We start from the raw sequence: 11,814 nt of genomic DNA on the forward strand, positions 1-11,814 counted from the left end.
CGGTCGGCGGCGGCTGCTCGTCGCCACGATCGTCGGCGGGCTGATCCTGCTCGCGGCGGCGCTCGGCCTCAGCCAATGGGCGGCGGGCCATGCGCGCACGCGCGCCGATGCCGATGCGCGGCAGAATGCGCGCGCGCATGCGAGCCTGCTCGAAAGCGAACTTCAGAAATTCCGCCTGCTGCCGCGCGTGCTCAGCGAATTCCCCGACGTCCGCCTCGCGCTCGCCGAAAAGAGCGCGGCGGCGTCGCGGCGGCTCGACCGCGAACTCGAGCAGCTCGCGCGGCGTACCGACGCCGCGGTCATCTATGTCATCGGCGCCGACGGCATGACGATCGCGGCCAGCAACTGGCAAGCCGGGACGAGCTTCGTCGGGCAGGACTATCGCTTCCGTCCCTATTTCCGGGGCGCGATGCAGCGCGGCGAGGCCGAGATGTTCGCGCTCGGCACCGTCAGCGGACGTCCGGGACTGTTCCTCGCGCGCCGCGTCGATGTCGGCGGCCGTCCGCTCGGCGTGATCGTCGTCAAGGTCGAGTTCGACAAGCTCGAAGCCAAATGGGCCGATTCCCCGGCGGCGACGCTCGTCACCGACGACGCCGGCATCGTCATCATGACGAGCGAACCCGCGTGGCGCTTCCGTTCTTTCGGCCCGATTTCACGCGCTGCCCAGCAACGCCTGCGCGATACCCGCAGCTATGGCGATGCAACGCTGGCGCCGCTGGCGATCTGGCAGGCCGACGGCGATGTCCGCATCGCCGACCAGGGCGGCGGCGCGCTATACCGCCAGACCGTCCAGCGCGTTTCGCTTCCGGGCAGCAAGCTCCATGTCCTGCAACCCGCCGGGCCGGCGCGAGACGGCGCGAACGCAACCGCGCGTGTGCTGTTTCTCGTCCTCCTGATCCTCGTCGGCACGGCGGTTCTCGCGCTTCTCCGCCTCGTCGAGCGACAGGCCTTGCGACAGGCGGCGCATGTCGCGCTCGAACGCGAGGTTGCGGCGCGCACGCAGGACTTGCGCGAGGCCAATGCCGAATTGCAGCAGGCCGCCGAACGACAGGCCGAAACCGACCGCCGTTTCCGCGAAGCGCGCGAGGAACTGGCGCAGGCCAGCCGGCTCGGCTCGATCGGGCAGATCACCGCGGGCGTCGCGCACGAAATCAACCAGCCGCTCGCCGCGATCCGCACCTTCGCCGAAAACAGCCTGAGCTATCTCGACCGCGGGCAGTCCGACAAGGCGCGCGGCAACCTCGACACGATCGTCGAACTCACCGCGCGCGTCGGCGCGATCACCAACGAACTGCGCAATTTCGCACGGCGCAAGCCCACCCCGCTTGGCCCCGTCGCGCTGCAATCGGCGATCGACGGCACCAATCTTCTCATCGGCGACCGGCTGCGTGCGCAGGGCATCGCACTCGACATCGCGGTCGAAGATCCGGCCCGGACCGTGCACGCCGACCGCGTCCGGCTCGAACAGGTGCTCGTCAACCTGCTGCAAAATGCCGCCGACGCAGTGCACGGCGTCAGGGACCCGCATATCGTCCTTCGCGTGCATGGCGCCGATCCCGTGCACATCGACATTTGCGACAATGGCCCCGGCATCCGCGCCGACCTGTTGCCCCAGCTTTTCACGCCCTTCGTCACCGGCCGTCCTGACGGCCTCGGCCTCGGCCTCGCGATCGCGAGCGACATCATGGGGGAGTTCGGCGGTTCGCTGACCCTGATCCCCTCGCCGCTCGGCGGCGCAGGTTTCCGCCTTAGTTTGAGGCCGGCATGAGTTTCTTCACCGGTGAACAGATGATATTCTTCGTCGACGACGACGCGGCGCTCCGCGAGGCCAATGTTCAGACGCTCGATCTCGCGAATCTCGCGGTCGAAGCCTTTCCCGATGCCGCGAGCGTCCTGCCGCGCATCGATGCCGCTTTTCCGGGCATTATCGTCACCGATATCCGCATGCCCGGGATGGACGGGCTCGAACTGCGCGCCGCGATCCACGCCATCGATCCCGGCATCCCCGTCATCCTGATTACCGGTCACGCCGATGTCGCGATGGCGGTTCGCGCACTCCACGACGGCGCCTTCGACTTCCTAGCCAAGCCCTTTGCCTCTGACCATCTGGTCGGAGTCGCGCGCCGCGCGCTCGCGCATCGTGCGCTGATCCTCGACAATCGCCGGCTGACCGCGGCGGCCGCCGCGATCGACAGCCCGCTGATCGGCGAAAGCGCCGCGATGCTGCGGCTGCGCGAGACGATCACGCAACTCGCGCAGGCCGATTTCGACGTGCTGATCGAGGGAGAGACGGGAACCGGCAAGGAACTCGTCGCGCATATGCTCCACCGCCAAAGCCGGCGCAGCGCCGCGTCGCTCGTCGCGGTAAACTGCGCCGCCCTGCCGCACGACGTTGCCGAGGCCGAACTGTTCGGCAGCGACCAGATCGACCGCGCGACGGGCAAGCTCGGCCAGGCGGGGCGCGTCCGCGCGGCGCACCGCGGCACCTTGTTCCTCGACGAGATCGACACGATGCACCCCGCCGTGCAGGCGAAGCTGCTGCGCGTGATCGAGGAGCGCGAAGTCCAGCCGGTGGGCGCTGCCGCGCCCGAGCCCGTCGACCTGCGCGTCGTCGCCGCAACCAAGACCGACCTGATGGACGCGGTGCGCGCCGGCACATTCCGCGAAGACCTCTATTACCGCCTCCACGTCGTGAAGCTGCGGATTCCGCCCTTGCGCGAACGCCGGTCGGACATCCCGCAGACCTTCGCCTATTTCCTCGACGAAGCCGCGGCAAAGATGGGGCTGCAGGGGTTCCAGATCGACGATGGCGTCCGCCGCCACCTCGTCGAGCACGACTGGCCGGGCAACGTCCGCGAACTCAGGAATTTTGCCTATAGCGTCGTTCTCGACCTGCCATCGGACCCCGGCCTGTCGGCGATGCCGGGCGAGGCATCGCTGTCCGAACGTCTCCGCCGCTTCGAGGCGACGATCATCCACGACACGCTGACCCAGACGCAGGGCAATATCGCCGAGACGATGGCGCGCCTCGGCATCCCGCGAAAGACGCTTTACGACAAGATGCAGCGGCACCGGATCGACCCGAAAATATTCCGGACGTAGCGCGCCGGACTATCCTCCGGTGACGAGCGAAGCAGCATTCCGGCCCAAGAAGCCGGGGGTGGGCCAATCCCACCCCCGAAGCGTTCAGATCCCGTCGAGACCCTTGCTCACCATGATATTCACGGCGACGCGGCGGTTCTGCGCCTTGCCCTCGGGGGTGTTATTGTCTGCCGCCGGGTCCGCCTCGGCCATCCCGGTGGGGGTCAGCATGCGATAGGGCTTCCAGCCGCACGCCTGCTGCAGGTAATTGACGACGCGCGCGGCGCGCTTTTCGCTGAGCGTCTGGTTCAGCTCCTCGCTTCCCGTCGAATCGGTGTAGCCGACGACGAGCAGCAGCGCATTGTCCATCCCGTCCGCCTGCGTCGCGGCGGCGCAAAGATCGGCTTTGCCCTGCTCGGACAGCACGGCCTTGCCGGTATCGAAGTTCACGTTCGTCGTGCCCTTGATATTATACTGGTCGATATCGCCGACGCGGCCGCGCAGGGCTTCGGTCGCCGCAGTCTGCTCGGCAAAGCGCTGGTCGGTGCCGGTACGGATCATCGACGCCGTGCGGAGATCCTTGTTCTTCAGCGCGACCTGGCCTGCGGCCAGACCGCCGCTCCACTGCAGCGTCTCGACGGTGACCGGCAGGCCGTTGAGCAGCGAGTCCGCCGCCAGCTTGTTGCTCGCGAGGCCGAGGAAACCGCCGCTCCCCTTGATCTTGGTTTCGGGGATGAGAGCGATGATCGTGTTATTGCCGTCGGTCGTCGTGACCTGCACCCGGCCTTCGCTGCGCGCCGAGATAATGCCTTCGACCTTGGGGCCCTTGGTCATCTCGGACGCGGGCGGAATCGTGCCATAGACGGTCGCCATGACATCGCCGCCATCGGACGATGCCTCCTGCGCCTGTGCATCTTGCGCCTGCGTGTCCTGCGCCTGTGCAGCGATACTGCCCGCCGCTGTCCCGGCCATCATGGCCAGCAGCAGCAACATTCTCGGATTTTTGGAAACGGCACCCATACCCTACTCCTTCAATGGGATCAGCCGGGTCCACCTGTTGATGTGGCCCGTTCTGGCACATGGATACTCCCGGCCAGGCCCAAAGTTGCGCGGATTATCGAGGGTTTTGCACGGCCAATCGACAAACCATGTCCTGCCGATGTCGCTTTTATGTCGGCAAATTTACAATAAGGAGTTGCCCGACCGGACGTCCGGCATTTCGGGAAAAATGCAAGGCGCTGAGTTCGCGCACAAATTTGGATGGCCGCTTCTTTCCCTTGGGCGGACACGCGCCAGATAAGGATCCTAGCCCTGGATTCCTGCCTTGAATTCGGCGACAAGATCGAAACGGTCGCCGCGAAACAGCTGCCGGACATGGGTCACGACGCGTCCCGCGCGCCATGTGGTGCGATCGAGCTCGAGGCACGCCGCAGCCGCGCCGACCCCGAGCAGCCCGGCCTCCTTGCGGGTCGGCGACACCGCCCGGATGACGTGGCGCACCTGCGTCCAGGGAATATGTGCGAGCAGCCACGTCCCGGGCGCTTCCTTTGCGAAATCCACGTCGCCGGCGCCCGGAACCTCTACCAGCGAGATCAGCCTGCGTTCGAGCGCGAACGCTTCGCCTGCCGCCATATGGAGGCCGACGATACAGAGCGCCGGCCCGGGGACGGGCCCCTCGCCCTGCTTCGCCGGCTCGGCCGACAGGGCCTGCCACCGATAGGCTTCGCCCCGCGCGGCGATCAGTTCGGCGAGGTCCGGCACCGTCATCACCGCCGAATGGACTGCCGGATGCGCCACGAACGACCCTGCCTTGCGGCGCCGTTCGATCAACCCCGACGCCGCAAGTTCGCTGAGCGCCTTGCTCACGGTCGCGCGTGCGCAGCCGTGCTCGGCCGCGAGTTCCTGTTCGGTGGGGATGCGATGCCCGGGACGCCACGCGCCCGAGCGGATCAGGCCCGCAATCTCGTCGCGGATGCGCCGGGCGGGGCTCAAGCGAGGACCCGCGCGACACAGGCGCGATAGGCGGCACCGATCGCCTCACTATCGACATGGCGGCCGTTCTCGACGCATTTGGCGCCCGCGCGCCAGACGGTGTCGACGGCACCGGCCCGCGCGGCGAATATCCAGCGATCGAACAGCGTCGCATCGTCGGTGCCGGCAAAAGCCGGGTGGTCGAGGTCGAGCGACACGATGTCGGCGGCATGGCCCACGGCAAGCCCCGCCGGCACGCCGAGCGCCTGCGCGCCGCCGTCCACGGCGCGTGCAAAAAGATTGGCCCCGACAAAAGGCGAAGCCTCGCCCGCGAGAAGCGCCCGCGCGCGGTGCGCGAGGCGCTGCGAATATTCGAGCGCGCGGAGCTCCTGCGCGGCATCGACGAGGATATTGCTGTCGGTGCCGACCCCGAAACGTCCGCCCGCGGCGAGATAATCGATCGCGGGAAAGATGCCGTCGCCCAGATTGCCCTCGGTGATCGGGCAGAGTCCGGCCACCGCACCGCTCGCGGCGAGCCGCGGGACCTCGCTTTCATCAAGGTGGGTCGAATGGATCAGGCACCAGCGCGCGTCGACCCCGGCGTTGTCGAGCAGCCATTCGACCGGCCGCGCCCCGCTCCACGCGACGCAGTCGGCAACTTCCTTCACCTGCTCGGCGGCGTGGATGTGCACCGGCCCCGCCGGCGACATGACGAGCAAGGCGGTCAGCTCTTCGGGCGTCACGGCGCGCAGCGAGTGCGGTGCGACCCCCATATTGGCGTCGCCCGAGAGCTTCGACCGCGAAGCGCCGAGAAGCTTCGCAAAGCCGTCGATGTCATTGAGAAACCGCCGTTGGCCGGGGCTCGGCGCCGCCGCGCCGAAATTGCCGTGCGCATAGAAAACGGGAAGCAGGGTCAGCCCGATCCCCGTCGCGGCGCTCGCCTCAGCAATCGCCCCCGCCATCTCGGCCGGATCGGCATAGGCCGCGCCCGCCGGATCGTGGTGCAGATAGTGAAACTCGCCGACGCGCGTGAAGCCCGTTTCGAGCATCTCGGCATAGGCCTGCGCGGTGATCGCCGCGACATCGTCGGGGGTCAGCCGGTCGAGGAAGCGGTACATGATCTCGCGCCAGCTCCAGAAATTGTCGTCGGGGCGGCTACGGCGCTCCGAAAGCCCCGCCATGCCGCGCTGGAAGCCGTGGCTGTGGACGTTGCAAAGCCCCGGCAGGCCGACGCGGTGGCGATCGTCACCCTCCGCCACCTCGGCCCCGACCTCGACCTTCGCAATCCGGCCGTCGGCGATGCGCAGACGCACGTCCTTTTTCCATTCGTTGCCGAGCCACGCGCGTTCGAACCAGAGAGAAGTCATCGTCCGTCCTCATATTATGTCTAGACATAATGGCGCATTCGAACGATGCTGTCCAGATGGAGCAACTCTGGACGAACGCCCGACTCGCAACGATGACCGACGACGCACTCGGTCTGATCGACGATGGCGTCGTGGCGGCAGCGAATGGCCGGATCGTCTATGCCGGCCCCACCGAGGGCGCCCCCGCGACCGCGCAAAAAATCGTCGATTGCGACGGCCGGCTGATCACCCCGGGCCTGATCGACTGCCACACGCACCTCGTCCACGGCGGCAACCGCGCGAACGAATGGGCGATGCGCCTCGAAGGCGCGACCTATGAAGAGATTGCGCGCGCGGGCGGCGGCATCGTCTCGACGATGCGCGCGACGCGCGAAGCGAGCGAGGCCGAACTGGTTGCGAGCGCCCTCCCCCGCCTCGACGCGCTGATCGCCGAGGGTGTGACGACGATCGAGATCAAGTCGGGGTACGGCCTGTCGACCGGTGACGAGCTCAAGATGCTCCGCGCCGCCCGCGCACTTGGCGGGCATCGCAACATCCGCGTCGAACCCACCTTCCTCGGCGCGCACGCGCTGCCCCCCGAATATAAGGGCAACAGCGACGCCTATATCGACCTTGTCGTGGACGAGATGATTCCCGCCGCCGCGCCGCTGGCCACCGCGGTCGACGCCTTTTGCGAAGGCATCGGTTTCTCGCCCGCACAATGTACGCGCGTGATCGCGGCGGCGCAGGCGCACGGCCTCGCGGTCAAGCTCCACGCCGAACAATTGTCGGCGCTCCACGGCAGCGCGCTCGCTGCGAGATACGGTGCGTTGTCGGCCGACCACCTCGAACATGCGACCGACGACGACGTCCGCGCGATGGCCGACGCCGGGACCGTCGCGGTGCTGCTGCCCGGCGCCTATTATTTCATGCGCGAGACCAGGCTGCCGCCGATCGATGCGATGCGCCGTCACGGCGCGCGCATCGCGATCGCAACCGACAACAACCCCGGCACCTCGCCAACGACCTCGCTCCTGCTCATGCTCAACATGGGTGCGACCTTGTTCGGCCTGACCGTCGTCGAGGCCCTGCGCGGCGTCACCGTCAACGCCGCCGCCGCGCTCGGCCTCGGCGCCGAGATCGGCTCGATCGAGGCCGGCAAGGCGTGCGACCTCGCGATCTGGAACGTCACCGACCCCGCCGAGCTCGTTTACCGCATCGGCTTCAACCCGCTTCACCAACGCATCAAGGACGGACAATGATCATCACTCCCGGCGCCATGACGCTCGCCGACTGGCGCGAAATCTATGAGGGCGCGAGCGCTGAATTGAGCGCCGATGCTTGGGAGGCGATCGATGCCAGCGCCGCCGCGGTCGCGCGGATCGTTGCAAAGGGCGCGCCGGTCTATGGCATCAACACCGGCTTCGGAAAGCTCGCGAGCGTGCGCATCGCCGACGACGATCTGGCGACGCTCCAGCGCAATATCGTGCTCAGCCACGCTGCGGGCACCGGCGCGCCGTCGCCGGCTCCCATCGTCCGGTTGATGATGGCATTGAAACTCGCCAGCTTCGGCATGGGCGCCTCGGGCGTCCGCCGCACGACGGTCGCGATGATCGAGGCGATGCTGGCGAACGGCCTCACCCCCATCGTCCCGTCGCAGGGCTCGGTCGGCGCGAGCGGCGATCTCGCACCGCTCTCGCACATGGCGGCCGCAATGATCGGGGTCGGCGCGATCGAGGTCGGCGGCAAGACGCTGCCCGCCGCCGACGCGCTCGCCGAGGCCGGTCTCGTCCCGCTCGATCTCGGCCCCAAGGAAGGCCTCGCGCTGCTCAACGGCACGCAATTCTCGACCGCCAACGCGCTTGCGGGCCTCTTCCGTGCCGAGACCGTCTTCCGCTCGGCGCTGATCACCGGCGCGCTCTCGACCGAGGCCGCGAAGGGTTCGGACGCCCCCTTCGATTCGCGCATCCACGCGCTGCGCGGGCACGCCGGACAGCGCGAGGTCGGCGATGCGCTGCGCGGCCTGATGGCGGGATCGGCGATCCGCGCCTCGCACGCCGTCGATGATCCGCGCGTGCAGGACCCTTACTGCCTCCGCTGCCAGCCGCAGGTGATGGGTGCGGTGCTCGACCTGCTGCGGCAGGCGGGGACGACGCTCGGTATCGAGGCGAACGGCGTGTCGGACAATCCGCTGATCTTCGCCGACACCGACGAAGCTTTGTCAGGCGGCAACTTCCACGCCGAGCCCGTCGCCTTCGCCGCCGACATGATTGCCATGGCGCTCTGCGAGATCGGCTCGATTTCGGAGCGCCGCATCGCGATGCTCGTCGACCCCGCGCTCTCGGGCCTCCCCGCCTTCCTCACCCCGCGCCCCGGCCTCAATTCAGGCTTCATGATCCCGCAGGTCACCGCCGCGGCGCTCGTCAGCGAGAACAAGCAGCGCGCCTATCCGGCGAGCGTCGACTCGATCCCGACCTCGGCGAACCAGGAAGACCATGTCTCGATGGCCGCACACGGCGCGCGCCGCCTGCTCGACATGGCCGACAATGTCAGCGCGGTGATCGGCATCGAACTGCTCGCGGCGTGCCAGGGGATCGACTTCCACGCCCCGCTGAAGTCGAGCGATGCGCTGGAGGCAGCGCACGGGCATCTCCGCGCTTCCGTGCCGACGCTCGAAGACGACCGGCACTTCCACCCCGACATGGAGGCCGCGACCGCGCTGGTTCGTTCGGGCAGCCTCGTCGTCGCGGTGCCCGTCACCCTCCCGGGCCTCGGTTGATGGACTGGCTGCACGTCCATCGCGGCGACGCGCCGCTCGTCATCGCCTTCCCGCATGGCGGAACCGACCTCGCGGGCTTCGACGAGCAATTCGTCTCGCCCTGGCACGCGCAGATCGACACCGACTGGTGGATCGCCGATCTCTACGCCTTCGCCGCCGACATGGGTGCGACGCTGGTCGCGACCGACATCTCGCGCAGCGTGATCGACATGAACCGCGATCCCTCGGGCGCGTCGCTCTATCCGGGGCAGGCGACGACCGAGCTCTGTCCGACGACGACCTTCGACGGCGACCCGCTCTACCGCTTCGACCTGCCCGACGAGGCGTCGATCACGCAGCGGCTCAATCTCTATCACCGCCCCTATCATGAGACGCTGACAACCGAGCTCGACCGCCTGAAATCGGCACACGGCCGCGCCGTCCTCTACGACGCCCATTCGATCCGCAGCCGCGTCCCGCGCCTGTTCGACGGCGAGCTGCCGCAGTTCAACATCGGCACCAACGGCGGCACAACCTGTGCCCCCGAACTCGAAACCATCGTCGCGAACATCTGCGCCGCCAGCGGCAGGAGCCATGTCGTCAACGGCCGCTTCAAGGGCGGCTGGACGACGCGCCACTATGGCCATCCCGACGACGGCGTCCATGCGATCCAGATGGAGCTCGCGCAGCGCGGCTATATGGCCGAGCCCGCCGAAATCACCCACGCCAACTGGCCCTCCTCCCTCGACCCGAACCCCGCGATCCTGCCCGTGCTCGAGCAAGTGATCGCCGCAACCCTCGACTTTGCGAAAGGACACTCATGACCCGCCTCGACAACAGCCGCGTGATCCGCCCGGCGACCGGAACCGAGATCAGCGCGAAAAGCTGGCTCACCGAAGCGCCGATGCGGATGCTGATGAACAATCTCCACCCCGACGTCGCCGAGGCACCGCACGAACTCGTCGTCTACGGCGGCATCGGCCGCGCCGCGCGCGACTGGGAGAGCTATGATCGCATCGTCGAGACGCTGAAGCGGCTGGAAGGGGACGAGACCCTGCTCATCCAGTCGGGCAAGCCCGTCGGCGTCTTCCGCACGCACGAAAATGCCCCGCGGGTGCTGCTCGCCAATTCGAATCTCGTCCCCGAATGGGCGAACTGGGACCATTTCCACGAGCTCGATAAAAAGGGCCTGATGATGTACGGCCAGATGACCGCGGGCAGCTGGATCTATATCGGCAGCCAGGGCATTGTTCAGGGCACCTACGAAACCTTCGTCGAAATGGGCCGCCAGCATTATGGCGGCAGCCTTGCGGGGCGCTGGCTGCTCACCGCCGGGCTCGGCGGCATGGGCGGCGCGCAGCCGCTCGCCGCGGTGATGGCGGGCGCATCGTGCCTCGCGATCGAATGCCAGCCGAGCCGCATCGAAATGCGCCTGCGCACCGGCTATCTCGACAAGCAGGCCTCATCCATCGACGAGGCGATCGCGATGATCGAGGCGAGCCATGCCGAAGGCAAACCGGTGTCGGTCGGCCTGCTCGGCAACGCCGCCGAGATCCTGCCCGAGATGGTCCGGCGCGGTATCCGCCCCGACCTGCTGACCGACCAGACGTCGGCGCATGATCCGGTCAACGGCTACCTCCCTGCCGGCTGGACGCTCGACGAATGGTTTTCGAAGCGCGAGAGCGACCCTGCCGCGGTCGCCAAGGCCGCAAAGGCGTCGATGGCGGTGCATGTACGGGCGATGCTCGACCTGCAGGCCGCGGGCGTGCCGACGACCGACTATGGCAACAACATCCGCCAGATGGCTAAGGACGAAGGCGTCGAAAATGCCTTCGACTTCCCCGGCTTCGTCCCTGCCTATGTCCGCCCGCTCTTCTGCCGCGGCATCGGCCCCTTCCGCTGGGCGGCGCTGTCGGGCGATCCCGAGGATATCTACAAGACCGACGCGAAGGTGAAAGAGCTGCTCCCCGACAACAAGCATCTCCACAATTGGCTCGACATGGCGCGCGAGAAGATCAAGTTCCAGGGCCTGCCCGCGCGCATCTGCTGGGTCGGGCTCGGCGACCGCCACCGGCTCGGCCTCGCCTTCAACGAAATGGTCGCGAATGGCGAACTCAAGGCGCCTGTCGTGATCGGCCGCGACCATCTCGACTCAGGCTCGGTCGCGAGCCCCAACCGCGAGACCGAGGCGATGAAGGATGGCAGCGATGCGGTGTCGGACTGGCCGCTGCTCAATGCGCTGCTCAACACCGCCTCGGGCGCGACGTGGGTGTCGCTCCACCATGGCGGCGGGGTCGGCATGGGCTATTCGCAGCATAGCGGCATGGTGATCGTGGCGGACGGCAGCGAGGCTGCGGCCGAACGGCTCGGCCGGGTCCTGTGGAACGACCCCGCGACGGGCGTGATGCGCCACGCCGATGCCGGCTATGACATCGCGATCGACTGCGCGCGCGAACAGGGGCTCGACCTCCCCTCGGTGGCGCCGCGATCCTAACGTCGCCCCGAACAACGAAGGGCCGCCCTTTTGGGGGCGGCCCTTCCATTGTCTTGCCTGACGCGGACAGTTCAGCCGAACATGACCCCCGCGAGGACGGTCATGCTCGATCCTGCCGCATGCGGCATGTGACAATGAGACATTCGACCACCTCCTTTCGCTTG

At 67.6% G+C, this 11,814-nt stretch carries 9 protein-coding genes; 6 read left to right on the top strand and 3 right to left on the bottom strand.

The features are described 5' to 3' along the window. Both VGD20_RS00255 and VGD20_RS00260 read left to right on the top strand, forming a co-directional pair. Positions 1–1,768 (top strand): sensor histidine kinase (locus VGD20_RS00255; RefSeq protein WP_331132529.1); only part of this gene is annotated, 1,768 nt, incomplete at its 5' end. Next, positions 1,765–3,102 carry a sigma-54 dependent transcriptional regulator gene (locus VGD20_RS00260; protein ID WP_331132530.1) on the top strand — a complete coding sequence of 446 codons (1,338 nt, stop codon included), beginning with the start codon at positions 1,765–1,767 and terminating at the stop codon, positions 3,100–3,102. The genes VGD20_RS00255 and VGD20_RS00260, both read left to right, overlap by 4 nt. An 84-nt stretch (positions 3,103–3,186) precedes the next feature. Here the strand turns inward: VGD20_RS00260 and VGD20_RS00265 are convergent, their stop codons facing one another. From VGD20_RS00265 to VGD20_RS00275, 3 genes are all read right to left on the bottom strand, one after another. Continuing rightward, entirely contained in the window at positions 3,187–4,101 is a 915-nt protein-coding gene (locus VGD20_RS00265; RefSeq protein WP_331132531.1) for an OmpA family protein, read from the bottom strand. A gap of 285 nt (positions 4,102–4,386) precedes the next feature. Beyond that, positions 4,387–5,073, bottom strand: a complete 687-nt coding sequence (locus VGD20_RS00270; RefSeq protein ID WP_331132532.1) for a UTRA domain-containing protein — start codon at positions 5,071–5,073, stop codon at positions 4,387–4,389. Continuing rightward, positions 5,070–6,419 (bottom strand): formimidoylglutamate deiminase, encoded by a 1,350-nt coding sequence (locus VGD20_RS00275; RefSeq protein ID WP_331132533.1) that lies wholly within the window; start codon positions 6,417–6,419, stop codon positions 5,070–5,072. The genes VGD20_RS00270 and VGD20_RS00275 overlap by 4 nt, the downstream gene beginning before the upstream one ends. 56 nt (positions 6,420–6,475) lie before the next feature. Between VGD20_RS00275 and hutI the strand changes: the two genes are divergently transcribed. From hutI to hutU, 4 genes are read left to right on the top strand one after another with little or no spacing between them, the layout of a single operon-like run. Next, entirely contained in the window at positions 6,476–7,660 is a 1,185-nt protein-coding gene (gene hutI / locus VGD20_RS00280; RefSeq protein WP_414714522.1) for an imidazolonepropionase, read from the top strand. After that, entirely contained in the window at positions 7,657–9,177 is a 1,521-nt protein-coding gene (hutH, locus tag VGD20_RS00285; protein WP_331132535.1) for a histidine ammonia-lyase, read from the top strand. The genes hutI and hutH overlap by 4 nt, the downstream gene beginning before the upstream one ends. After that, positions 9,177–9,980 (top strand): N-formylglutamate deformylase, encoded by an 804-nt coding sequence (gene hutG, locus VGD20_RS00290; protein WP_331132536.1) that lies wholly within the window; start codon positions 9,177–9,179, stop codon positions 9,978–9,980. Before hutH ends, hutG begins: the two co-directional genes overlap by 1 nt. Next, positions 9,977–11,650 (top strand): urocanate hydratase, encoded by a 1,674-nt coding sequence (gene hutU / locus VGD20_RS00295; protein WP_331132537.1) that lies wholly within the window; start codon positions 9,977–9,979, stop codon positions 11,648–11,650. The genes hutG and hutU overlap by 4 nt, the downstream gene beginning before the upstream one ends. Positions 11,651–11,814: the final 164 nt, after the last annotated feature.

This window comes from Sphingopyxis sp. (genome assembly GCF_036402335.1).
Lineage (GTDB): Bacteria > Pseudomonadota > Alphaproteobacteria > Sphingomonadales > Sphingomonadaceae > Sphingopyxis.

What these genes read in the sequence shown, in the direction of transcription:
- VGD20_RS00260 (WP_331132530.1), top strand. Translation starts at nt 1,765, where the DNA reads ATGAGTTTCTTCACCGGTGAACAGATGATATTCTTCGTCGACGACGAC.
- VGD20_RS00265 (WP_331132531.1), bottom strand. Translation starts at nt 4,101, where the DNA reads ATGGGTGCCGTTTCCAAAAATCCGAGAATGTTGCTGCTGCTGGCCATG.
- VGD20_RS00275 (WP_331132533.1), bottom strand. Translation starts at nt 6,419, where the DNA reads ATGACTTCTCTCTGGTTCGAACGCGCGTGGCTCGGCAACGAATGGAAA.
- hutI (WP_414714522.1), top strand. Translation starts at nt 6,476, where the DNA reads ATGGAGCAACTCTGGACGAACGCCCGACTCGCAACGATGACCGACGAC.
- hutH (WP_331132535.1), top strand. Translation starts at nt 7,657, where the DNA reads ATGATCATCACTCCCGGCGCCATGACGCTCGCCGACTGGCGCGAAATC.
- hutG (WP_331132536.1), top strand. Translation starts at nt 9,177, where the DNA reads ATGGACTGGCTGCACGTCCATCGCGGCGACGCGCCGCTCGTCATCGCC.
- hutU (WP_331132537.1), top strand. Translation starts at nt 9,977, where the DNA reads ATGACCCGCCTCGACAACAGCCGCGTGATCCGCCCGGCGACCGGAACC.